Origin of the sequence: Streptomyces sp. NPDC056160 (genome assembly GCF_042268205.1) — a bacterium.
Classification (GTDB): Bacteria; Actinomycetota; Actinomycetes; order Streptomycetales; family Streptomycetaceae; genus Streptomyces.
Genome location: NZ_JBHJUW010000001.1, coordinates 81,508 through 104,465 on the forward strand (window position 1 = coordinate 81,508; position 22,958 = coordinate 104,465).

At 72.4% G+C, this 22,958-nt stretch carries 23 protein-coding genes and 1 tRNA gene; 10 read left to right on the forward strand and 14 right to left on the reverse strand.

The window, feature by feature from the left end; genetic code table 11:
• Window positions 1-55: 55 nt before the first annotated feature.
• The 7 genes from ACFC02_RS00380 (at window position 56) to ACFC02_RS00410 (ending at window position 9,850) form a co-directional block, all read left to right on the forward strand.
• Window positions 56-979, forward strand: coding sequence for an amidohydrolase family protein (locus tag ACFC02_RS00380; protein WP_376350083.1), 924 nt, complete (start codon window positions 56-58; stop codon window positions 977-979).
• A gap of 131 nt (window positions 980-1,110) precedes the next feature.
• Window positions 1,111-1,851: a response regulator transcription factor gene (locus ACFC02_RS00385; protein ID WP_376350086.1), complete on the forward strand. Its 741-nt coding sequence runs from the start codon at window positions 1,111-1,113 to the stop codon at window positions 1,849-1,851.
• The gene (locus ACFC02_RS00390; protein WP_376350090.1) at window positions 1,848-3,491 is read left to right on the forward strand and encodes a sensor histidine kinase; all 1,644 of its coding nucleotides are present in this window, start codon (window positions 1,848-1,850) and stop codon (window positions 3,489-3,491) included. Before ACFC02_RS00385 ends, ACFC02_RS00390 begins: the two co-directional genes overlap by 4 nt.
• A 56-nt stretch (window positions 3,492-3,547) precedes the next feature.
• Window positions 3,548-5,005, forward strand: a complete 1,458-nt coding sequence (locus tag ACFC02_RS00395) for a glycosyltransferase (protein ID WP_376350092.1) — start codon at window positions 3,548-3,550, stop codon at window positions 5,003-5,005.
• Complete coding sequence (locus ACFC02_RS00400; protein WP_376350094.1) at window positions 5,002-7,380, forward strand: glycosyltransferase family 39 protein; 2,379 nt, start codon at window positions 5,002-5,004, stop codon at window positions 7,378-7,380. Before ACFC02_RS00395 ends, ACFC02_RS00400 begins: the two co-directional genes overlap by 4 nt.
• 120 nt (window positions 7,381-7,500) lie before the next feature.
• Complete coding sequence (locus tag ACFC02_RS00405) at window positions 7,501-9,030, forward strand: MFS transporter (RefSeq protein WP_376350097.1); 1,530 nt, start codon at window positions 7,501-7,503, stop codon at window positions 9,028-9,030.
• A 55-nt stretch (window positions 9,031-9,085) separates the two neighbouring features.
• Window positions 9,086-9,850 carry a TetR/AcrR family transcriptional regulator gene (locus tag ACFC02_RS00410; protein ID WP_376350099.1) on the forward strand — a complete coding sequence of 255 codons (765 nt, stop codon included), beginning with the start codon at window positions 9,086-9,088 and terminating at the stop codon, window positions 9,848-9,850.
• 18 nt (window positions 9,851-9,868) lie between these two features.
• Here ACFC02_RS00410 and ACFC02_RS00415 read toward each other — a convergent pair whose 3' ends face one another.
• On the reverse strand, window positions 9,869-10,342 hold the full coding sequence (locus ACFC02_RS00415) for a PPOX class F420-dependent oxidoreductase (RefSeq protein WP_376350102.1): 474 nt from the start codon (window positions 10,340-10,342) through the stop codon (window positions 9,869-9,871).
• 100 nt (window positions 10,343-10,442) lie between these two features.
• A complete protein-coding gene (locus tag ACFC02_RS00420) occupies window positions 10,443-10,796 on the reverse strand; it encodes an STAS domain-containing protein (protein WP_376350105.1) in 354 nt (117 codons plus the stop codon).
• A 249-nt stretch (window positions 10,797-11,045) separates the two neighbouring features.
• Here ACFC02_RS00420 and ACFC02_RS00425 point away from each other — a divergent pair, with 249 nt between their 5' ends.
• Window positions 11,046-11,771, forward strand: a complete 726-nt coding sequence (locus tag ACFC02_RS00425; RefSeq protein WP_376350108.1) for a GAF and ANTAR domain-containing protein — start codon at window positions 11,046-11,048, stop codon at window positions 11,769-11,771.
• A 37-nt stretch (window positions 11,772-11,808) separates the two neighbouring features.
• Here ACFC02_RS00425 and ACFC02_RS00430 read toward each other — a convergent pair whose 3' ends face one another.
• The 3 genes from ACFC02_RS00430 to ACFC02_RS00440 form a co-directional block, all read right to left on the reverse strand.
• Entirely contained in the window at window positions 11,809-12,630 is an 822-nt protein-coding gene (locus tag ACFC02_RS00430) for a YceI family protein (protein ID WP_376350110.1), read from the reverse strand.
• 104 nt (window positions 12,631-12,734) lie between these two features.
• Entirely contained in the window at window positions 12,735-15,305 is a 2,571-nt protein-coding gene (locus tag ACFC02_RS00435) for an MFS transporter (RefSeq protein WP_376350113.1), read from the reverse strand.
• A gap of 13 nt (window positions 15,306-15,318) precedes the next feature.
• The gene (locus ACFC02_RS00440) at window positions 15,319-15,813 is read right to left on the reverse strand and encodes a MarR family winged helix-turn-helix transcriptional regulator (protein ID WP_376350116.1); all 495 of its coding nucleotides are present in this window, start codon (window positions 15,811-15,813) and stop codon (window positions 15,319-15,321) included.
• Window positions 15,814-16,096: 283 nt separating this feature from the next.
• Between ACFC02_RS00440 and ACFC02_RS00445 the strand changes: the two genes are divergently transcribed.
• Window positions 16,097-16,294: a hypothetical protein gene (locus ACFC02_RS00445; RefSeq protein ID WP_376350119.1), complete on the forward strand. Its 198-nt coding sequence runs from the start codon at window positions 16,097-16,099 to the stop codon at window positions 16,292-16,294.
• Between the two features lie 160 nt (window positions 16,295-16,454).
• Here the strand turns inward: ACFC02_RS00445 and ACFC02_RS00450 are convergent, their stop codons facing one another.
• The 8 genes from ACFC02_RS00450 to ACFC02_RS00485 form a co-directional block, all read right to left on the reverse strand.
• On the reverse strand, window positions 16,455-17,363 hold the full coding sequence (locus tag ACFC02_RS00450; RefSeq protein WP_376350122.1) for an RNA polymerase sigma factor SigF: 909 nt from the start codon (window positions 17,361-17,363) through the stop codon (window positions 16,455-16,457).
• Between the two features lie 246 nt (window positions 17,364-17,609).
• Complete coding sequence (locus ACFC02_RS00455) at window positions 17,610-18,482, reverse strand: RNA polymerase sigma factor SigF (RefSeq protein WP_376350124.1); 873 nt, start codon at window positions 18,480-18,482, stop codon at window positions 17,610-17,612.
• Between the two features lie 154 nt (window positions 18,483-18,636).
• Window positions 18,637-18,930, reverse strand: coding sequence for a Dabb family protein (locus ACFC02_RS00460; RefSeq protein ID WP_376350127.1), 294 nt, complete (start codon window positions 18,928-18,930; stop codon window positions 18,637-18,639).
• The gene (locus tag ACFC02_RS00465) at window positions 18,930-19,106 is read right to left on the reverse strand and encodes a hypothetical protein (protein WP_376350130.1); all 177 of its coding nucleotides are present in this window, start codon (window positions 19,104-19,106) and stop codon (window positions 18,930-18,932) included. Before ACFC02_RS00465 ends, ACFC02_RS00460 begins: the two co-directional genes overlap by 1 nt.
• Before the next feature lie 133 nt (window positions 19,107-19,239).
• Window positions 19,240-19,324 (reverse strand) — tRNA-Ser (locus ACFC02_RS00470).
• A gap of 195 nt (window positions 19,325-19,519) precedes the next feature.
• The gene (gene tadA / locus ACFC02_RS00475) at window positions 19,520-19,951 is read right to left on the reverse strand and encodes a tRNA adenosine(34) deaminase TadA (RefSeq protein WP_376350258.1); all 432 of its coding nucleotides are present in this window, start codon (window positions 19,949-19,951) and stop codon (window positions 19,520-19,522) included.
• Window positions 19,952-20,121: 170 nt separating this feature from the next.
• Entirely contained in the window at window positions 20,122-20,658 is a 537-nt protein-coding gene (locus tag ACFC02_RS00480) for a hypothetical protein (RefSeq protein WP_376350132.1), read from the reverse strand.
• A 336-nt stretch (window positions 20,659-20,994) separates the two neighbouring features.
• Window positions 20,995-21,198, reverse strand: a complete 204-nt coding sequence (locus tag ACFC02_RS00485) for a hypothetical protein (RefSeq protein WP_376350261.1) — start codon at window positions 21,196-21,198, stop codon at window positions 20,995-20,997.
• 417 nt (window positions 21,199-21,615) lie between these two features.
• Here ACFC02_RS00485 and upp point away from each other — a divergent pair, with 417 nt between their 5' ends.
• Complete coding sequence (upp, locus tag ACFC02_RS00490; RefSeq protein WP_037862716.1) at window positions 21,616-22,251, forward strand: uracil phosphoribosyltransferase; 636 nt, start codon at window positions 21,616-21,618, stop codon at window positions 22,249-22,251.
• Between the two features lie 69 nt (window positions 22,252-22,320).
• Here the strand turns inward: upp and ACFC02_RS00495 are convergent, their stop codons facing one another.
• Window positions 22,321-22,950: a LytR C-terminal domain-containing protein gene (locus ACFC02_RS00495; RefSeq protein ID WP_376350263.1), complete on the reverse strand. Its 630-nt coding sequence runs from the start codon at window positions 22,948-22,950 to the stop codon at window positions 22,321-22,323.
• Window positions 22,951-22,958 lie beyond the last annotated feature (8 nt).

Sequence of the window (22,958 nt, forward strand, 5' to 3'; positions counted from 1 at the left end):
GGAACCGGGCGCCGGGGGTGGACGTCCGGGCGGCCGCGGGGTGATCGTGGGCGGCATGAGTGATCAGCCACAGCCTGCGTCCCGTACCGCACCGGCGGCGGTCGAGGAGGCGGCCGAAGTGCGGCGGTTCCTGGAGCGGACCGGTCTGCGGGGACTCGTCGACGTGCACACGCACTTCATGCCCGAGCGGGTGCTGCGCAAGGTCTGGGACTACTTCGACGGGCTCGGCCCGCTCACCGGCGGGCTGGAGTGGCCCATCACCTACCGGGAGGAGGAGCAGCAGCGGATCGCGCGGCTGCGGGAGTTCGGGGTGCGGGCGTTCACCGCCATGCTCTACCCGCACAAGCCCGGCATGGCCGAGTGGCTGAACGGCTGGGCGGTCGGCTTCGCCCGCCGTACGCCCGACTGTCTGCACACCTCGACGCTCTTTCCGGAGGAGGGCGTCCACGCCTACGTCAGGAATGCCGTCGAGGCCGGCGCGCGCGTCTTCAAGGCGCACGTCCAGGTCGGCGCGTACGACCCTGCCGACGAACTCCTCGACCCGGCCTGGGGCCTGCTCGCCGAGGCGGGCGTGCCCGTCGTGATCCACTGCGGGTCGGGGCCCGCGCCCGGCAAGCACACCGGCCCCGGGCCGATCGGCCGGGTGCTCGCCCGGCACCCCCGGCTGCGGCTGGTCGTCGCCCACATGGGCATGCCGGAGTACGAGGACTTCCTCGGCCTAGCCGAGCGGTACGCGCAGGTGCGGCTGGACACGACCATGGCGTTCACCGACTTCAGCGAGCGGTTCGCCCCGTTCCCCCGCCGTGCCCTGCCCCGGCTGGCCGCCCTCGGCGACCGGGTCCTGCTCGGCTCGGACTTCCCCAACATCCCCTATCCCTACGTCGAGCAGCTGCACGCGCTGGAGCGGCTCGGCCTCGGCGCCGACTGGCTGCGCGCGGTCTGCCACGACAACGGCGCGCGGCTCTTCGGGCTGGAGTGAGCAGGAGGGGGGAGGGCGGCGGGCCGGGCGGGCGCCGCCCAGGCGGTTCCTGAGAGGCGCCTGTGGGTTTCTCAGGGAAAACACAGATGCGTGAAAGTGTGTTCTCAGAGGGTGCCGCCAAGGTGGCCGTCATGACCACGACTTCGCCCCAGGGGCGCACCGAACTGCTGAGGCCGGACGGTAGCCCCGTCCGGGTGCTGGTGGTGGACGACGAGCTGTCGATCACCGAGCTGCTGTCCATGGCCCTGCGCTACGAGGGCTGGCAGATCCGCAGCGCGGGGGACGGGGTCGGTGCCCTGCAGACCGCGCGCGAGTTCCGCCCGGACGCCGTCGTGCTCGACATGATGCTGCCCGACATGGACGGTCTCACCGTCCTGGGGCGGCTGCGCCGTGATCTGCCCGACGTCCCGGTCCTCTTCCTGACCGCCAAGGACGCCGTCGAGGACCGGATCGCCGGGCTCACGGCCGGCGGGGACGACTACGTGACCAAGCCGTTCAGCCTGGAGGAGGTCGTCGCACGGCTGCGCGGGCTGATCCGGCGTTCGGGCGCCACCGACCGGCGCTCCGACTGCGTCCTCGTCGTCGGCGACCTCACCCTCGACGAGGACAGCCACGAGGTCGCGCGCGGCGGGGACAACATCCACCTCACCGCCACCGAGTTCGAGCTGCTGCGCTTCCTCATGCGCAACCCGCGGCGCGTGCTGAGCAAGGCGCAGATACTGGACCGCGTCTGGTCGTACGACTTCGGCGGTCAGGCCAACGTCGTCGAGCTGTACATCTCCTACCTGCGCCGCAAGATCGACGCGGGCCGCGAGCCGATGATCCACACCCGGCGCGGCGCGGGGTACCTGATCAAGCCCGCGGTGTCGTGAGCGGACGGCGACGGCCGCGTACGCCGGGGCGGTGGCGCGAGCCGCGCACCCTGCGGACGCGGCTCGTCGTCGCGTCCGTGGTCCTGATCGCCGTGGTCTGCGCGGTGATCGCGACGGTGACGACGCTGGCGCTGCGCTCGCACCTGTACGAGCAGCTCGACGACCAGTTGAACGAGGTCTCCGCGCGGGCCTCCGGCGTGTTCCGGCCGCCGGGTCAGGGGGGCAAGGCCTGGATCCCCGACCAGCAGGGCCACGTGCCGGGCCCCAAGGACATCCGTCTCGCCGACTTCGTCACCAAGGGCCCGCAGCCGGGCGGCACCGTCGTCGCGAAGACCGAGAACGGCACCATCACCGAGGGCGTGGTCGGCGAGAAGACCAAGGACGACGCCGGCATCCCGCAGGTGAACGCCAAGTCCCTCACGACGGCCCAGCGCGACGCGCTCGGCTCCGTCCCCCAGGACCAGGACCAGGATCAGGACCAGAACAAGCAGACCGTCGACCTCCCCGGCCTGGGCGGCTACCGCGTCGTCCACGCCACCGGCCCCAACGGCGCCTTCTACGTGGCCATACCGACCGGGGAAGTCGACAACACCGTCAACACCCTCGTGCTCGTGGAGATCAGCGTCACCGTCGCCGGTCTCGTCGCGGCCTCGCTGGCCGGTGCCGCCATCGTCGGCTTCGCCCTGCGCCCGCTGCGCCGGGTCGCCGCCACGGCCACCCGGGTCTCCGAACTCCCCCTGCACGCCGGCGAGGTCAACCTCAGCGAACGCGTCCCGGCGCCGGAGACCGACCCGCGCACCGAGGTCGGACAGGTCGGCCTGGCGCTCAACCGCATGCTCGACCACATCCACGGCGCGCTGCACGCCCGGCAGCAGAGCGAGACGCGGGTACGGCAGTTCGTCGCGGACGCCAGCCACGAACTGCGCACCCCGCTCGCCTCGATCCGCGGGTACGCCGAACTCACCCGGCGCGGCGGTGAGCGGATCGGCCCGGACACCCGGCACGCCCTGGGCCGTATCGAGTCCGAGGCCGACCGGATGACGCTGCTGGTGGAGGACCTGCTGCTGCTCGCCCGGCTGGACGCGGGCCGCCCGCTGCGGTTCGAGCAGACCGACCTCCTGCCGCTGGTCGTGGACACCGTCAGCGACGCGCGCGCGGCCGGCCCGGACCACATCTGGCGGCTCGACCTGCCCGACGGTCCGGCCGCGGTGTCGGCGGACGCGGCCCGGCTCCAGCAGGTCCTGGTCAACCTGCTGGCCAACGCCCGTACGCACACACCGCCCGGCACGACGGTGACCGCGCGCGTGCGGCGGGGCGGGGCCTGGCTGTGCGTGGACGTCGAGGACGACGGGCCGGGCATCGCGGGGCAGCTGCTGCCGCACGTCTTCGAGCGGTTCGCGCGCGGCGACTCGGCGCGCACGCGCGCGACCGGCTCGACCGGTCTCGGCCTGGCCATCGTGCGGGCCGTGGCCGCCGCGCACGGCGGCACCGTCACCGTGGAGAGCGTGCCGGGACGGACCGCCTTCACGGTGCACCTGCCCGCCCCCCTGCCCGGGCCCGCCACCCTGCCGGCGGCCGGCCCCCGGACCCCGCCCCCGTCTCCGTCCCAGCCCCTGCCCCGATCCCAGTCCTACTCATAGGCCCAGCACAGCGTCACCACATGGGTGCGACAGGGCAGTTGAGGAGAGTCGCCGCCATGCGAACCGACTCTGCCCCCGGTAACCTCCCGGCTCGGGAGCACCTCCCGGCCATGGATGCCGGTACGCCCGTACTGGACGTGGTGATCCCCGTCTACAACGAGGAGAAGGACCTCCGGCCCTGTGTGCTCCGCCTGCACGAGCACCTCACCCGCACCTTCCCGTACGCCTTCCGCATCACGGTCGCGGACAACGCCTCCACCGACAGCACCCCGCGGATCGCGGCGGAACTGGCCGCGGAACTGGCCGCGGTCAGCAGCTTCCGGCTGGAACAGAAGGGCCGGGGCCGGGCCCTGCGGGCCGTGTGGTCGGCCTCCGAGGCGCCGGTCCTCGCCTACATGGACGTGGACCTCTCCACCGACCTCAACGCGCTGCTGCCGCTGGTGGCGCCGCTGATCTCCGGCCACTCCGACCTGGCGATCGGCTCCCGGCTCGCCCGCAGTTCGCGGGTGGTGCGCGGCGCCAAGCGCGAGTTCATCTCCCGCTCGTACAACCTGATCCTGCGCGGCTCGCTCCAGGCCCGCTTCTCCGACGCGCAGTGCGGTTTCAAGGCGATCCGGCGTGACGTCGCCCAGGTGCTGCTGCCGCTGGTGGAGGACACCGGGTGGTTCTTCGACACCGAGATGCTGGTCGTGGCCGAGCGGGCCGGTCTGCGCATCCACGAGGTGCCCGTCGACTGGGTCGACGACCCGGACTCCACGGTGCACATCGTGCGGACGGCGACCGAGGATCTGAAGGGCGTGTGGCGGGTCGGCAAGGCCCTGGCCACCGGGTCGCTGCCGCTGGACCGGCTCGCCCGCCCCTTCGGGGACGACCCGCGCGAGGGGGACCTGCCGGACGTGCCCGGGGGGCTGGCCCGGCAACTGGTCGGGTTCTGTGTCGTCGGTGTCCTGTCCACGCTCTTCTACCTGGTGCTCTACAGCCTCTTCCGGCAGTTCTCCGGCTCCCAGATCGCCAACGCGCTCGCCCTGCTGGTCTCGGCGGTCGCCAACACCGCGGCCAACCGGCGGCTGACCTTCGGGGTGCGCGGGCCGGGCGGTGCGGTGCGGCACCAGGCACAGGGTCTGGTCGTCTTCGCCATCGGCCTCGCGCTGACCAGCGGTTCCCTGGCCGCCCTCAACGCGGCGACCAGCTCGCCCGCGCACTCCACCGAGCTGGCGGTGCTGGTGGCGGCCAACCTCGCGGCCACCGTCCTGCGCTTCCTGCTCTTCCGCGCCTGGGTCTTCCCCGAGCGGCACGACCTGCCCGCCGGTACGCCCGCGGAGGCGGCCGTCGCCCGGGACGTACCGCCGATGCCGGTACCTCCGGAGCCGTACCCGCACCCGCACCCGCACATCCACCTCCCTTCGACCGCCGGTTCGCCCCCGGCCCCGACTCCGGCCCCGGCCCCGGCCCCGGCCCCGGCCCCGGCCCCGACTCCGGCCCCGTACGCCACCGACCCCAAGGACTTCCGATGACGACCGATCACGACCGGAGCAGCCGGCAGGCGGGTACGGGACCCTCCTCCTGGGGCCCGCCCCAGACCGCACCCCCGAGCGCACCCCCGAGCGCACCCCCGACCGGATCTGCGACGGGATCCCCGGCCGCACCCCCGGCCACCCCTCTCGGCGCCGTCGCGACGGCCGAGCCCCCCGCGCCGCCGGACGCCGTACCCGGCGCCGGGCCGGGGCAGTCCCTGCCGCGGCGCCTGTGGCGGGGCAGGCCGCAGGACCCGGGCTGGGCACGCCCCGCCCTCCTCGCCCTGCTGCTCGCCACCGCCCTGCTCTACCTCTACGACCTGAGCGCCTCCGGCTACGCCAACTCCTTCTACTCGGCGGCGGTGCAGGCGGGCAGCGCCTCCTGGAAGGCGTTCTTCTTCGGCTCGCTGGACGCGGGCAACGCCATCACCGTGGACAAACCACCGGCGGCGCTGTGGCCGATGGCGCTGTCGGTACGGCTGTTCGGCCTCAGCTCGTGGGCGGTCCTCGTCCCCGAAGCGGTCATGGGGGTGCTCACGGTCGCCGTGGTCCACGCCTCCGTCCGCCGTCGGTTCGGGTCCGCCGCCGGTCTGATCGCGGGTGCGGTGCTCGCGCTCACTCCGGTGGCAGCGCTGATGTTCCGCTTCAACAACCCGGACGCGCTGCTCGCGCTGCTGATGGCGCTCACCGTGCACTTCGTGGTCCGCGCCCTGGAGGACGGGCGTACCAAGTGGCTGCTGTGGGCGGGCGTCGCGGTCGGCTTCGCCTTCCTGACCAAGACGCTCCAGGCCTTCCTCATCCTGCCCGCGCTGGCTCTCGTGTACGGGGTCTGCGCGCCCGTGGCGCTGCGCAAACGGCTGGGGCAGCTCGCCCTCGCGACGGCGGCGGTCGTCGTCTCCGGCGGCTGGTGGGTGGCGATCGTCGAGCTGTGGCCCGCCTCCTCGCGGCCCTACATCGGCGGCTCGCAGAACAACAGCTTCCTGAACCTGACCTTCGGCTACAACGGCCTCGGCCGGATCAACGGCGACGAGACCGGCAGCGTCGGCGGCGGTGGCGGCCCGGGCGGACGCGGCGGCGGCTCGGGCCAGTGGGGCGAGACGGGCTGGGACCGGATGTTCAATTCCGAGATCGGCGGCCAGATCTCCTGGCTGCTGCCGGCCGCGCTGATCCTGTTGGTCGCCGGTCTGGTCCTGACCGGGAAGGCCCGGCGCGCCGACCTCACGCGCGACGCCTTCCTCGCCCGCGGCGCCTTCCTCGCCTGGGGCGGCTCGCTGCTGATGACCCTGGGCGTCTTCAGTTACATGGCGGGCATCTTCCACCAGTACTACACGGTCGCCCTCGCGCCCTACCTCGCCGCCGTGGTCGGCATGGGCGTGACCGCGCTGTGGCGGGAACGGTCCCGGGCCTGGGTCCCGCTCGTGCTGGCCGCCGCCGTCACGGCGACCGCCGCGTGGGGGTACGTCCTGCTCCACCGCACGCCCTCCTACCTGCCGTGGCTGAGGTGGCTGGTCCTGGTCGGCGGTCTCGCCGCGGCCCTGGGCCTGGTCTTCGTGGCGCGGATCGGCCGGCGGCTCGCCGTCGTCGTGGCCGCCGCGGGCGTTCTCACCTGCCTCGCCGGACCGACGGCGTACACGCTGAGCACGGTGCGTTCGGCGCACACCGGTTCCATCCCGACGGCCGGTCCGGCGGGCGCGGGCATGCGGGGCTTCGGCGGCCGGGGCGGCCCCGGCGTGCGGGGCGGCTTCGGCGGAGGCGGCATGCCGGGCCAGAACCAGCAGAACGGTCAGGGGCAGCAGAACGGCCAGGGCGGTCAGAACGGTCAGAACGGCAACGGGAACGGCAACGGCTTCCCAGGCGGCGGCACCGGCGGTTTCCCCGGCGGAGGCGGCATGCCCGGCCAGAACGGCCAGAACGGCCAGAACGGCCAGAACGGCAACAACTTCCCCGGCCCCGGCGCCCGGACGGGCGAAGGCGGCCGCATGGGCGGCGGTGGCGGCATGGGCGGCCTGCTCGACGGGGCCCGCGTCTCCTCGGCGGCCAAGGCGCTGCTGGAGCGCAACGCGTCCGCGTACACGTGGGTCGCCGCCTCCATCGGCTCGCAGAACGCGGCCGGCTACCAGCTCGCCACCGGTGCCCCGGTCATGGCGATCGGCGGCTTCAACGGCACCGACCCGTCCCCGACCCTGGCCCAGTTCCAGAAGTACGTGACGCAGGGGCGTGTCCACTACTTCATCGCCGGTGGCGGCATGGGCGGCGGCATGGGCGGCAGCGGCACCGCCTCCCAGATCACCTCGTGGGTCGAGAAGAACTTCAAGAAGGTCACGGCCGGTTCGGCCACCTTCTACGACCTGACCCGGAGGACCAGCACCGGCTGACGGCCGTTTCGCACGGGCCCGGACAGGGGCGGTGGCCGGAGAACGGCCGCCGCCCCTGTCGGCGTACCCGCGCGGAAATGTACTTGTACACCGTATGGGAATAGTTCTACGGTGTATGGCATGTCAACCGCCTCCCCGGAACTGACCGGGGCCCCGAGCCGGCCGCAGCCCCAGGGCCACTCCCAGCGCTGGCTGATCCTGGGCGTCATCTGTCTGGCGCAGCTCACCGTGCTGCTCGACAACACCGTGCTGAACGTCGCGATCCCCTCGCTCACCCGCGAGCTGCACGCGGCCACCTCCGACATCCAGTGGATGATCAACGCCTACTCGCTCGTCCAGTCCGGGCTGCTGCTGACCGCGGGCAGCGCGGCCGACCGCTACGGCCGCAAGAAGATGCTGATCGCGGGACTGGCCCTGTTCGGCACCGGCTCGCTGGCCGCCGGACTCGCCCACTCCACCGGCCAGCTGATCGCGGCCCGCGCGGGCATGGGCGTCGGCGGCGCGCTGCTGCTGACCACCACGCTCGCCGTCGTGATGCAGATCTTCACGCCGGACGAGCACCCCAAGGCCATCGGCATCTGGAGCGCGGTCAGCGCGCTGGGCTTCGCCACCGGCCCGCTGATCGGCGGCTTCGTCCTCGACCACTTCTCGTGGGGCGCGATCTTCCTGATCAACCTGCCGGTCGCGGCGCTGGCCCTGGTCGCGGTCGTCGCCCTCGTCCCCGAGTCCAAGAGCCCCCGGGGCGACCGTCCCGACCTGCTCGGCGCGCTGCTGTCCACGATCGGCATGGCCGCGCTGGTCTACGCGATCATCTCCGGCCCCGCCCACGGCTGGACGTCGGCGCGGGTGCTGGTCACGGCGGCCGTGGCGGTGGTGGTGCTGGCCGCCTTCGCGTTCTACGAGAGCCGGATCCCGTACCCGATGCTCGACATGCACTTCTTCCGGGACCGCCGCTTCACGGGAGCGGTCTCCGGGGCGGTGCTGATCGCCTTCGGCATGGGCGGGTCGCTGTTCCTGCTCACCCAGCACCTGCAGTTCGTGCTCGGCTACGGTCCCCTGGAGGCCGGCCTGCGCACCGCGCCGCTCGCCCTCACCGTCGTGGTCCTCAACTTCTCGGGGCTCGCGGCCAAGGCGACGGTGCGGCTCGGTACGCCGGTTTCGATCCTGCTGGGCATGGTGCTGCTCTCCGGCGGCCTGGTGTCGATCGCCACCTTCGCCGGGCACGGGTACGCCGGTACGCTCCTCGGTCTGCTGCTGATCGGCGCGGGCACCGCGGTCGCCGGTCCGGCCATGGCGCACGCCATCATGAGCGCGATCCCACCGGACAAGGCGGGCGTCGGAGCGGGCGTCAACGGCACCCTGTCGGAGTTCGGCAACGGGCTCGGGGTGGCCGTGCTGGGAGCGGTGCTGACCTCACGGTTCGCGGCGTTGGTCCCGGTGGCCGCGACCTCCCTGCCCGCCGCGCTGGCCGCCGCGCACGACCCGGCAGAGAAGGGGCGGGTCCTGGACGCCTACTCGTCGGGGCTGTCGACCAGCCAGCTGGTCGGGGCCGTCGCGGTGCTGCTCGGCGGCCTGCTGGCCGCCGCGTTGCTGCGCAGGGCCGAGCGGGCAGACTCGCAGGCGGCGGCTGCCGAGACCGGCGGAGCTTGATCCGTTGGACAGGATCTAGCATGACCGGCGTCGGGAGAACTGAGGAAGGTGCGCCATGGTGAAGGAAGCCGGGGCCAGGGGCGCGGCCCGTACCAGCGTCTGGCTGGCGGGCAAGGAACGCCGGGGCGGGCGCGGGGGCGGACAGCCGTCGGGTCTGGACCGGGACCGGATCACCGAGGCCACGGTGCGGCTGCTGGACGCCGAGGGGCTGGCCAAGTTCTCCATGCGCCGGCTCGCCGCCGAGCTGAACGTCACCGCGATGTCCGTGTACTGGTACGTGGACACCAAGGACGACCTCCTCGAACTCGCCCTCGACGCCGCCTTCGGCGAGTTCGCGCTGCCCGCGCCGGACGCGGACACCGACTGGCGCGAGCAGCTGCGCGGGCTGGCCGCCGCGTACCGGGCGCAGCTGGTGCGCCACCCCTGGCTTTCCCCGCTGGCCGGCCGCTACCTGAACATCGGCCCGAACCACCTGGCCTTCTCGCACACGGTGCAGCGCGTCATCCGCCGCACCGGGCTGCCCGCGCACCGGGTGACGAGCGCCATCTCGGCCGTCTTCCAGTTCGTCTACGGCTACGGCACGATCGAGGGCCAGTTCCTGTCCCGGACAGCGGACAGCGGCATGAGCCCGGACGACTACTACGGGCAGGCGATGCGCTCGGTGCTGGAGCACGGGCCGACGGCGGACTTCCTGCGGGAGTCCAAGGAGCTCATGGACGCCCGCGGCGGTGACACGGTCGCGGAGATGCTCGACCGGGACTTCACCTTCGCGCTGGACCTGCTGATCGCGGGCATCGAGGCCATGGTCGCCCGGGGCTGAGCCCCGCCGTCGCGCCCGCTACTGCTCCTCGGGGGCCGGCCGGGCCGGGAATCCGCCGGTGGAGACCGGACCCCAACGCTCCGGTGTGACGCGGATGATCGACTTCCCCTGGTCGAGCATCGCCTGCCGGTACTCGTCCCAGTCCGGGTGCTCGCCCGCGATGTTGCGGTAGTACTCCACGAGCGGTTCGACGGAGTCGGGGACGTCGACGACCTCGGCCGTGCCGTCGATCTGCACCCATGGCCCGTTCCACTCGTCGCTGAGCACGACGAGGCTCACGCGGGCGTCCCGCTTGGCGTTGCGGGTCTTGGCCCGCTCCGGGTAGGTGGAGACGACGATCCGCCCGGAGTCGTCCACGCCGCAGGTCAGCGGGGAGGCCTGTGGGCCGCCGTCGGCGCGCCGGGTCATCAGCAGGGCGCGGTGGCGCGGGCGGACGAAGTCGAGGAGTTCCTCGCGCGAGACGCGCGTGTTGGTCGCGATGCTGGGTGCCATGCGGGCAGCCTAGGTCCTGTCGGCCGCCGGCGGCGGTCCGGCGGGTGTCCCCCTCGTGCCTACCACCGGACGGCTCACCCAAGACCGCGTCCGCCCCCGCTCAGCGTCGCAGCGCCTGCTCCGCGTCGTCGTACACGGGAACGTCCCGGCGCACGCCGGTGACCTCCAGGACGCGGCGGGGGATGCCGTACGGGACCGCCGCCACCCGGAGCCGGACGGGCGGGGGCAGCCGGTCGCGTACGTCGATCACGAGACGGGCGCCCTGGGAGTCCATGAAGTCGGTGTGGGTGAGGTCCAGGACCAGCAGGCGCAACCGCGTAGCGCGGGCGGTCGCGAAGGAGAGCACCCGGGAGCAGAGCGCGGGGGCGTTGGACAGGTCGATCTCCGGTGGCAGGACGAGCAGTGCGCGTGCGGGCGTGTCACGCACCCGGCACGGGCTCGGGAAGTGGGTCATGGCACTCACCTGCAAGTAGGCAGACATCCGTCCGGCCCAGGCCTGTCCGCCGGACAGACGCTGGACGGGGCCGCTTCCTGACCCGTCGTCCTCCATTGCACCACTGCCGAGCGGCGGTTCCCAGAGGCCGGGGCCGAGCGTCCACCAGGCGTAAGACACCTGGAAAGACGAGATAAGGTTCTGTTCGTCCTGTGCTCGCAGTCGGGAATGTGCTGCGGAGCTCTCCTGCGCATGGCCGTAATGCCGTGCATGCCGAAGAGGTTCGTGGTGCCTGCGTCCGACTTTTCTGAATTGCCCCGTTTTCCGGGGGACATCGAGCTGTCCGAAGCCCTGACGGTCGCGGCTCAGCAACTGCACGACACGGACAGCCCGCACAGCACCATGCGCACCGCCGTCCGGCTCGCGGTGCACCTGCTGCCGGGCGCCGAGCACGCGGACATCTCGGTGACCGAGCGCGGTGGCCCGCGCCAGGCCGTCGCCTGGAGCGACGACGTCGTCCGCGCCGCCGGTGCCTTGCAGGGCGACGGCCGTGAGCCGACGCCGTACTGGGACGGGCTGTGGCACGCGCCCGTGGTGCGGGTGACCGACAGCGAGACCGAGGAGGGCTGCGCGGCACTGGCCGGTGCGGGGCTGCGCTCGGCGCTCGCGCTGCGGCTGCGCGCCGAGAAGCGGCGGCTGACCGTGCTCACGGCCTACTCCGGCAAGCCGCGCGCCTTCGACGCGGCGGCGACCCGGGTCGGCCGGCTGTTCACCGCGCACGTGAGTCTCGCCCTGGACTCGGCGACCGTACGCGAGCAGCTCACCGAGGCGATGCGCACCCGCGACCTGATCGGCCAGGCCACCGGCATCCTCATGGAACGCCTGGACATCGACGCGGCCGAGGCCTTCGACAGCCTCGTGCGCGCCTCGCAGCGGGAGAACGTCAAACTGCGCGACCTGGCCCGCCGCATCGTCGACACGAAGAACGGCACGTGACGACGGGCGGCGGGGGCGGCCCGGGTGCCGGAGACCGTCAGGCCGCGGGCAGGGACTCGCCCTGGACCGCCTGGATGTCCAGTTCCACCCGCAGGGTGGTGCCGATGGCGGCGATGCCCGCCTGGAGGACCTGGTTGTAGTTCATGGCGAAGTCCTCGCGGCGCAGTTCGGTGGTGGCGCGGAAGGCGGCGCGGGTGCCGCCCCACGGGTCGGCGCCGGTGCCGAGGTAGGCGAGGTCGAGGTCGACCGGGCGGACCACACCGTGCATCGTCAGCTCGCCGCTGACCATCCAGCGGTCCGAACCGGCCGCGGTCAGGCCGGTGGAGCGGAAGGTGATCTCCGGGTACTGCTCGACGTCGAGGAAGTCCCCGGACTTCAGGTGCCCGTCGCGCATCCCGTTGCCCGTGTCGATGGAGCCGGCCCGGATGACCGCCTCCACCCGCGACTTGGTGACGTCGTCCGGGGCGATCTCGATGGTGCCGCCGAACTCCGTGAACCGGCCGTGCACGCTGGAGATCCCCAGGTGCTGCGCGACCGCGGCGACCGAGGAGTGCGCGGGGTCGATGGTCCACGGCCCCGGCGGCGGCAGCTCGGTGCCGCCCTGGCGGGCCAGCGTGACCGTGCCCACCTCGGCCCGGCCGCTGGCGGTCACGATCGCGCTGGACGCGGCGGGCGCGTACCCGACGGCGGTGACGATGACGGTGTACGCCCCGGGCGTCAGCTCGGTGGTGTCCCGTACGGCGCCCTCGTGGTCGGCCTCGGCGCGCAGCACCTGCGTGCCGGTCATGTCGGTCACCGTGACGACCGCGTGCGACACGGCCCATCCGTCCCGGGTGCGGATCCTCGCGGTCAGTCCCATCCCGTTTTCTCCCTGAAAAGCCTGACAAACTGGTCGGAAAGTGACCGGCCCGCGGCAGGGGCGCCTCCGCTGGGGAGCGCGCCCCGCCACGGGCCGGGTTCGAACTACTCGCCGGGGTGGGCGAGCGTGATGTCGTGGTCGTCGACGCCGCGGCCGGAGACCGTCAGGGCCGTCGCCACCGGCGGGTAGCCCGTCGCGATGACGGTGTACTCGCCGCTGTTGAGGTCGGTGAAGGCGTACGCCCCGTCCGTACCCGTGGTGGCGGTGCCGACCACGTTGCCCGCCGCGTCGACGAGCGTCACGCGGGCGTCGGCGAGGGGGCCGTGCGGCGCCCGGACGACACCCTGGAGCTGCGCACCGGAGTCGAGGTCGACCTCGATGCGGGTGACACCGGCGCCGCCCACCTCGACGGGCAGGGCCCGCGGCCGGTACCCGGCGGCGTTCACCGCGACGGTCACCACGCCCGGCACCAGCTCGGCGAAGGAGAACTCGCCCTGCTCACCGGTGGTCCCGGTGGCCAGCAGGTCGCCGCGCACATCGGTGACGATCACCATGGCGTCCTTGACCGGCAGCGTGGTCTCCGCGCCCCGCACCACACCGCTCAGTCCGCTGGTGCCGCTGAGCAGGATGTCGTACGCCACCGGCTCGTCGTTGACGACGATGGTGGACGCCTGCGGCTGGAAGCCGTCGGCGGAGGCGATCAGGACGTAGGAGCCCGCTGTGGGCGCGTCCACCGTGTAGGCGCCGTCGCCCTGCGCGACCGAGCGGCCCAGCTGGCGGCCCGCCAGCGAGATCAGCGTCACCGCGGCCTGCGGCACCGGCGCGCCCTCGGCGCCCCGGACGAAGCCGCGCACCGGGACCCCGCCCGGACCGGAGGCCTGGGCGTCGGGAGCCACCGTGGCGACGGCCGCGAGGCGCTGGGTGCCCGCCGGAGCGGCCTCGGTGGTGGAGGCGGCCGACGCCCAGCTGGGCGCCTTGTCCTCGGCCGGGGCCGAGAACTGGTCGGCGGCCAAGACGGCGGCCTGCTCCTGGGCCTCGGCGACGGCCGGGGCCGCCACCGGGTCCACCGGCGCGGGCTCGCCCTCGGCGGCCTGCGCGAGGCCGCCGCGGGTCCGCAGCGGGACCTCCTTGATGAACAGCGTGATCAGGAAGGCGATGGCCGCCATGGCGCCGGCGATCAGGAAGATGTCGGCGATGCCGTGCCCGTAGGCGCCCTCCACGACCGTGCGCAGCGGCGCCGGGAGCTTGGCGACGTCCGGGATGCTGCTGCTGGAGCCGGAAGAGCCCATGGCGGCCTGGTACTTCGGGTCGAGGGCGGCCAGGCCGTCCTTGACGTAGTGGGTGATCCGGTTGGCCAGCACGGCACCGAGCGCCGAGACGCCGACCGCACCGCCGAGGGAACGGAAGAAGGTGACCGTGGAGCTGGCCGAACCGAGGTCGCCCGGGTCGACCTGGTTCTGCGTGCACAGCACCAGGTTCTGCATCATCATGCCGATGCCGAGGCCCAGCAGGGCCATGAAGATCGCCATCTTCCAGTACGCCGTGTCGTACCGGATGGTGCCCAGCAGGCCGAGGCCGGCGGTCACCAGGACGCCACCGCTGACCAGCCACGCCTTCCAGCGCCCGGTGCGGGTGATGAACTGGCCGGAGACGGTGGAGGCCACGAACAGGCCGCCGATCATCGGGATGGTCAGGACACCCGACATGGTCGGGGTCTTGCCCCGGGCCAGCTGGAAGTACTGGCTGAAGAACACCGTGCCGGTGAACATCGCGATACCGACGAAGAGCGAGGCGAGGGACGCCAGCGTGATCGTGCGGTTGCGGAACAGCCGCAGCGGGATGATCGGCTCGGTGGCCTTGGACTCGACCAGCACGAACAGCAGCGCGAGCACGACCGAGCCGCCCACCATGGCGCCGGTCTGCCACGACAGCCAGTCGTACTTGTCACCGGCGAAGGTGACCCAGATCAGCAGCAGTGAGACGGCCGCGGCGACCAGGGTGGCGCCGGACCAGTCGACCTTCACGTTCCGCTTGACGACGGGCAGGTGCAGGGTCTTCTGCAGGACGATCAGCGCGAGGATCGCGAAGGGCACGCCGACGTAGAAGCACCAGCGCCAGCCCAGCCAGGAGGTGTCGGTGATGACACCGCCGAGCAGCGGACCGCCGACGGTGGCGACGGCGAACGTCGCGCCGAGGTAGCCGGAGTAACGCCCACGCTCACGGGGGGAGATCATCGCGGCCATGACGATCTGCGCCAGGGCGGACAGACCGCCGGTGCCGATGCCCTGGACCACGCGGCAGACGATCAGCATGCCGGGGTTCTGCGAGAGCCCGGCCGCCATCGACGCCACGACGTAGATGATCAGGGCTATCTGGACGAGCGCCTTCTTGCTGTACAGGTCGGCGAGCTTGCCCCACAGCGGAGTGGAGGCGGTCATCGACAGCAGGGCGGCGGTGACCACCCAGGTGTAGGCCGACTGGCCGCCGCCGAGGTCACCGATGATCTTCGGCAGTGCGTTGGAGACGATCGTGGACGACAGGATCGCCACGAACATGCCGAGCAGCAGCCCGGAGAGCGCCTCCATGATCTGCCGGTGCGACATCGGAGCGCCGTCCGGGGACGCGCCCCCGTGCTTGGCGTGAGCCCGCACACCGGCTGGTGTGGTCGTTGCCATGGGCTTCCTTTGCTTACGTGCTTGCGGGTGTACGGGTGGTCTCTTCGAGTACGGGTTCGGGGAGCCGGACCGGGGTGGACCGGCAGTCGCCGAAGCTGTCGCGCAGCCGGGTCATCAGCCGGATGAGCTGGCCGACCTCGTCGTCGGTCCAGTCGCTCAGCCGTTCCGCGAGCAGGTGCGTGGTCCGCCGGGACAGGTCGTCGAGCCGGTCGAGGCCGGCGGGCGTCAGGCGCAGGATGCGCGAGCGCTTGTCCGCGGGGTCCGGCAGCCGGTCGATCCAGCCGCGGGCGGCGACGTGCGCGACATGGCGGCTGGTCACCGACAGGTCCACGGCGAGCAGCTCGGCGAGCTTGCTCATGCGCATGTCCCCGTGACGGCCCAGCAGCGTCAGCACGGCGGCGGAGCCGGCCGGGCAGTCGGGCGGCAGGATCCGCCCCATGTCCCGTTTCACGGCGCCGACGGCACTGAGCTGACGCGCAAGCTCCTCGTACTGCGCCTGCTCGGCCATCGCACCTCCCGTAATCGTTGCTTGGGGCAACCATACGTTCGGTTGGTTGCTGCAGGCAAACAAACCGGGGTCGGCCGGCGCAAAAACTTGGCAAAGGCAAGTATTGCGAGCGTAAATACGCAGGTGACGGTGGGTGAGGTGGGCGCCGGGGTGCGCCGTTCACCCCAGGACGGGGCAAACCGGCCGCCGGGGCGGTGTCACCGGCCCGGCCGTGCCTTCCGCAACGGGACGAAACGGGCCCCCACTTGGGGAGCGCCCGGCGTTTTCGCTAGGGTCTCGGGGCATGGCTAACACCCAGGGCCCCCAGGGCCACCACGACCCCGCCGGCAGCACCCAGATGTTCCGCGCGTTCGTCGACGAGGCCGCTCCCCAGGCGAGGCAGCAGCAGGCGGCGCCCGCCGGCCCGCGGGTCGGTCTGATCGTCGGTGTCGTCGTCGCCGTGATCGTCGTCGCGGCCGTCGCCTGGCTCGCGTTGAAGTAGGCGCCGAAGCCGTTCGAGCGCGGACGGAAACTGTTCGAGCGCGGACGGAAGCGGGGGAGAGGACGCCGACGGGCGTCGAGGACGTGGCGGGACAGCGTGATGGCCGCCGACGCGCCGTGCGGCGCCTCGGCGGCCATCGGCACGCCAGGGGTGGTCCGGGTCAGTCGGAGATGAGCCCGTCGCGCAGCTGGGCCAGGGTCCGCGTCAGCAGCCGGGAGACGTGCATCTGCGAGATGCCGACCTCCTCGCCGATCTGCGACTGCGTCATGTTGGCGAAGAAGCGCAGCATGATGATCCGGCGCTCGCGCGGCGGCAGCTTGGCGAGCAGCGGCTTGAGCGACTCGCGGTACTCCACGCCCTCCAGCGCCGTGTCCTCGTAGCCGAGGCGGTCGGCGAGCGATCCCTCGCCGCCGTCGTCCTCGGGGGCCGGGGAGTCGAGCGAGGAGGCCGTGTAGGCGTTGCCCACGGCGAGGCCGTCGACGACGTCCTCCTCCGACACCCCGAGCACGGACGCGAGTTCGCCGACGGTCGGCGACCGGTCCAGCTTCTGCGACAGCTCGTCGCTGGCCTTCGTCAGCGCGAGGCGCAGCTCCTGGAGCCGCCGGGGCACCCGCACGGACCACGAGGTGTCCCGGAAGAAGCGCTTGATCTCGCCGACCACCGTCGGCATCGCGAAGGTCGGGAACTCCACGCCGCGTTCGCAGTCGAAGCGGTCGATCGCCTTGATCAGGCCGATGGTGCCGACCTGGACGATGTCCTCCATCGGCTCGTTGCGCGAGCGGAAGCGGGCGGCCGCGTAGCGGACGAGCGGGAGGTTCAGCTCGATCAGGGTGTCCCGGACGTAGGCACGCTCGGGGCTGTTCTCGTCGAGCACGGCGAGCCGCAGGAACAGGGAGCGGGACAGGGTGCGGGTGTCGATGGCTGCCGAGGCGTCGGACGCCGGGGCCGGAGCCGGGACGGCCGGAAGGGCCGTCACGTCGTCGAGGGCGTCGATCGGCTCGAGCGCCGGGGAAGGCGCCTCGCTCTTGGTGAGCGTCAGCACCTCGGAGCTGCCCTGTTCTGCGGACATGCCACCCCCTCTGGGTCGCGGGACGGTCGTGGCCGCGCTCTCTGACGAGGAGAACTCAGCCTTCACCTGAATACCGGAGCCGAAGCCACGGCAAACGCGCTTCCCGCAGAATGTCACATGTCGGCAACACGCTGTAGTGACATGTCGACATCCGATATGCGAATCAGCCCTGGCAGAAAGGGGTCTGACGGCCTTTCGGGCCGAAGATGTCGGGATCCGCCCTGGTGAGCGATTCGCTCGTGACGGTTACGCCTCGATCCTGTTTGCGGATCGCAGTCGCTGGAAGCTACGCGCGAGTAGGCGCGAGACGTGCATCTGGGAGACGCCGAGTTCCGCACTGATCTGCGACTGGGTGAGATTGCTGTAGTAGCGCAGCAGCAGGATTCTCTGCTCCCGCTCGGGGAGCTGGACGAGGAGGTGGCGGACCAGGTCGCGGTGTTCCACGCCGTCGAGCGCCGGGTCCTCGTAGCCGAGCCGGTCGAGCAGTCCTGGCAGCCCGTCGCCCTCCTGCGCGGCCTCCAGCGAGGTCGCGTGGTACGACCGTCCGGCCTCGATGCAGGACAGCACCTCGTCCTCGCCGATGCGCAGCCGCTCGGCGATCTCGGCGGTCGAGGGGGAGCGCCCGAAGGCGGTCGTCAGATCCTCCGTCGCGCTGTTGACCTGCACCCACAGCTCGTGCAGCCGGCGTGGGACGTGGACGGTGCGGACGTTGTCGCGGAAGTACCGCTTGATCTCGCCGACGACCGTCGGCATGGCGAAGGTGGGGAACTGCACGCCCCGGTCGGGGTCGAAGCGGTCGATGGCGTTGATGAGCCCGATCGTGCCGACCTGGACGACGTCCTCCATCGGCTCGTTGCGGGAGCGGAAGCGGGCGGCCGCGTAGCGCACGAGCGGGAGGTTGGCCTCGATGAGCGCCCCGCGCACGCGGGCGTACTCCGCCGTGCCCGGTTCCAGCTCCTTCAGTTGGGTGAAGAGCACCTGCGTGAGGGCCCGGGTGTCGGCGCCGCGCCGCTTCTCCGGGGCCGGGGCGGAGGCGGGCGCGGGAGCTTCCTCCTGGGGCGGCGCAGTACTGGCCGACACGGTCAACGCCACCTCTTCGTCGATCAACTCATCCGTCAAAAGCGGTCATAGCATCACAAGACATGAGCTAAGTGTTCAAGCACCGCATATGCACGTGTTGAGGAATGAATTAGCTCTAAAGGTGCGTATAGCTGCGACAAAGCCCCGCACCATCCCGGTGCGGGGCCTGGCACGGCTCCGTGTGGCCGTACGTCTAGAACTCGTAGTCCGCGATCACCCAGGTGGCGAACTCCCGCCACAGGGCCACGCCCGCCTGGTGCGCCGGGTGCTCCAGGTAGCGCTTCAGGGCGCCGGTGTCCTCGACCGCCGAGTTGATCGCGAAGTCGTGGGCGATGGGCCGGTCGCTGATGTTCCAGCCGCACTCCCAGAAGCGCAGGTCCTCGATCTGGCCGCCCAGGGCCCGAAACGCCCGCACGCCCTCCTCGACCCGCGGATCGTCGCGCCGGACGCCCTCGTCGAGCTTGAAGAGGACCAGGTGTCGGATCATCACTTTCCTCCGTTCGCGGCCCACGTCATGAAGTCGCCGATGGCCTTGGCGGCGTTCGATATGCCCTCGAAGCCTATCTGGACGTAGTCGGCGGCCTTGGCCGGGTCGGTGATGATCACGTACAGCACGAAGACCACGAGCACATAGAAGACGATCTTCTTGGCGTTCACCGCCATCGCGGTCTCCCCCTGTCGCTGGTTGCCCCTGCCGCCGGCCGCCCCGTCGTCGACCGCTGCGAGCCGAGCGCCGTCGATGATCGCACGATGATCGCACGAAGGGCCCCGTCCGATGGACGGGGCCCTTCACAAGCGGTAGCGGAGGGATTTGAACCCTCGGTGACTTGCGCCACACTCGCTTTCGAGGCGAGCTCCTTCGGCCGCTCGGACACGCTACCGAGAGAGACCCTACAACACGGGGGGCCGTGGTCCGAAATCCGTTTCCCGGCCGGTCCGGCGGCCCGTCGCCCGGCGGCCCGGTGACCGTCCTCCGACGGTCGTGGCGGCGAGCCGGCGGGCCGGCGGGCCGCGGAACGAAAGCGGTCGGCGGGTGCGGAACGAAGGCGGGCCGACGGGTGCCGGACGAAGGCGGGTCAGCGGGTGCGGAAGAAGTCGGTGAGGAGTCCGGCGCAGTCCTCGGCGAGCACGCCTGCGATCACCTCGGGCCGGTGGTTCAGCCGCCGGTCGCGTACGACGTCCCAGAGCGAGCCCGCGGCACCCGCCTTCTCGTCGCGGGCGCCGTAGACGATCCGGTCGACGCGGGAGAGGACGGCCGCCCCCGCGCACATCGTGCACGGCTCCAGCGTGACCACCAGCGTGCAGCCGGACAGCCGCCACCGGCCCACCCGCTCGGCGGCCCGCCGGATGGCGAGGACCTCCGCGTGGGCGGTCGGATCGCCGGTCGCCTCGCGCTCGTTGTGTCCGGCGCCGAGCACGGTCGTGCCGTCGCCGGACAGCACGACGGCACCGACGGGCACGTCCCCGCCCCGGACGGCCGCTCCGGCCTGCTCCAGGGCGAGCCGCATCGCGTCCCGCCAGCGGTCGCGGACCGGGTCGGGCACGCCGGACGGCCGCCCCGGCGCGCCGGGAACGGACGCGTCGGGGCCGGACGTGCCGGCAAAGGACGTGCCGGCCGGGCGGGGCGGCCCGGCCGGGTGCGGCATGTCGTCGGTCGGTTCCGGGTTCGGGGCCGGGGTCAGCGGACGGTCTCCAGGACCTCCGCGGCGCCCAGGACCTCGGCGATCGCGCTCAGCGCGTCCTCCGCGTCCAGGGCGCGCAGCTCCTTCTCGCTGATGCCCAGGTCGTCGAGGATCTCGCCGTCGCCCAAGGGGCTGTGCGTGATGGCCTCGGCGGAACCGGGCTCCTCCTCGTCGTCCTCGCCGGAGGCGGGCTCGCCGTCCTCCGTGCCGTCGAGGTCGAGGGCGTCGAGATCGGGGCCGTCGTCACCGGGCTCCCGGCCGAGCAGTTCGTCGGTGAGCAGGATCTCGCCGTACGAACTGCGGGCCGCGGCGGCGGCGTCCGAGACGTAGATGCGAGGGTCGTCCTCGCCGTCCACGCGGACGACACCGAACCACGCGTCCTCCTGCTCGATGAGGACGAGCACCGTGTCGTCCTCGGCGGAGGACTCACGGGCCAGTTCTGCCAGGTCGGACAGCGTCTCCACATCGTCGAGCTCCGTGTCGCTCGCTTCCCACCCGTCTTCGGTGCGCGCGAGCAGTGCGGCGAAGTACACCGTGACTCTCCCACTGGTCTTAGGCGTGCCGGTTGGGGGTCCCCCCGGCGGAGGTTCTGGGCGGGAAGAGCTGGGCTCCGAGCCCCACCCACTCGGAATCGTGACAGAAACAAGGCGTTCAGGGGACGTCTTCGGCTCCCTGTGTCCGGCTGTTTTGCGGCTCGTCGGTAAAGGACTCACCAGCGCACTCGTTGCCGCCACCTGCGGATCGTACGCGGCTTTGCCCGGCGGCCACGCAGGCCCACCACGGAACGTCGGCGCGGGTTTCCTTTCTTCCCCGGTCTCTCCCGCGCCCTCGGCGCCGGCTCCTCCCCGGCGCGGTCCCGTCGGGCCGTCCTACCAGCGGAACGTACGCATCCGCATCGCGTGCCGCAGCCGGGCCGCCTTGGCACGCCGGGGCTGGACGCGGTCGCGCAGCTCGCGGGCCTCGGCGAGGTCGCGCAGGAACTGGGCGCGGCGCCGGCGGCGTTCGGTCTCCGGGTCGGTGTGGGGGCCGGGGTCCGTGCCGGTGCTCGGGTCGGGGCGGAGGCCGGTGCCGATGCGGGTCCCGTCGGGGTCGCCGGTGCCGGCGCCGCTGTTCCGGCGGAGCCCGGCGCGGCGCGTGCCGCCCGCCTCCGGGCGGCTCCTGCGTGCCGGGGCCGCGGCGGGGCCGCCGGCCGCACCGGTGTCCCCCGCTCCACCGGTACGCGTGGCCGCCCCGCCGGCCGTGGTCCTGGCGGTCTCCGTGGGCGCCGTCGTCGCCGGTGTGTCCGCCGCGTCGGGCCGTGTGCCCGGCGACGGATGCTTGCGGGATTGCCGGTCAGGCATCGGTCCACCACCCCCGTCCGTCCCTACCGCTTTCCCCCGGGCGGCGGGTTTGATGCCACGGCGGCGCAGGAGGGGGCGGGCGCGGGCGCCGTCGCCGCGAGGACGGTGGCGGGCGGGCGGCCGCCTTCAGCGCCCGGTTACTGTTGGCACATGCGTCTCCACGTCGTCGACCACCCCCTGGTCGCCCACAAGCTCACCACTCTGCGCGACCGGCGCACCGACTCCGCGACCTTCCGCCGGCTCGCCGACGAGCTGGTCACCCTGCTCGCCTACGAGGCGACGCGGGACGTGCGGACGGAACAGGTCGACATCTCCACGCCGGTCGCGCAGACCACCGGCGTCAAGCTCTCCCACCCGCGCCCGCTGGTCGTGCCGATCCTGCGCGCCGGGCTCGGCATGCTGGACGGCATGGTGCGGCTGCTGCCGACCGCCGAGGTGGGCTTCCTGGGCATGATCCGCAACGAGGAGACGCTGCAGGCCTCCACGTACGCCACGCGCATGCCGGAGGACCTCTCCGGCCGTCAGGTCTACGTCCTCGACCCGATGCTCGCCACCGGCGGCACGCTGGTCGCGGCCATCCAGGAGCTGATCAAGCGCGGCGCCGACGACGTGACGGCGGTGGTGCTGCTGGCCGCCCCGGAGGGTGTCGCCGTCATGGAACGCGACCTCGCGGGCACCCCGGTGACGGTCGTGACGGCGTCGGTCGACGAACACCTGAACGAGCAGGGCTACATCATCCCGGGCCTCGGCGACGCGGGCGACCGGATGTACGGCGCGGCCGAGTAACCGGACGCCGGGGCGCGGGGCCGCGGTAAGAAGGGGCCGGCCCCGTCCGCCGGTGGCCGGCCGTTCGCCTCAGCAGCCCTTCTGCGGTGTGCCGGCCGGCTGCTTCGGCGCGGCCAGGGCGGCCAGCGCCTTGTCGGCGGCCGGCCGCGACGCCAGCTGCTTGAACCCGTCGCCGATGATCAGGTCCACGTCGGTGCCCTTGCGTGTGTCGGTACGGCTCTGGGCCCCCGGGAGCTGGGTGGCGAGCACGGGAAGCGAGCTGTCGAGGGCCGACGCGGGACCCACGAGCAGCCCCGCGCCCTTGACCTTCTTGTCGAACTCCTTGGCCGCGTTGCCCACGTGACCGATGCGGAAGCCGCGCTTCTTCAGCTCGTCGGCGGTCTGCTTGGCCAGTCCGCCGCGCGGCGTGGCGTTGAGGACGTTGACCGTGATCCCGCCCGGCTTGGGCAGCGCCCGGGCCGTGGCCGCCGGGGAGGGACCGGGCCTGGCCGCCGCGCCGGTCGCGCAGTGCGTCCTGGCACCGGCCGCCGAGGCCTTCGTGTCACCGCCGGTGAAGACGTCGATGAGCTGCAGCGTGCCCCAGCCGATCACCCCGAGCGCGACGACGGAGGCGGCGGCCACGAACGCGAGCCTGCCGTGCCGCCGGGGCCGGCGCATCCGCGGGTACTTGTTCCCGGTGATCCGGTACTTCCCGCCCATGCCGGGGG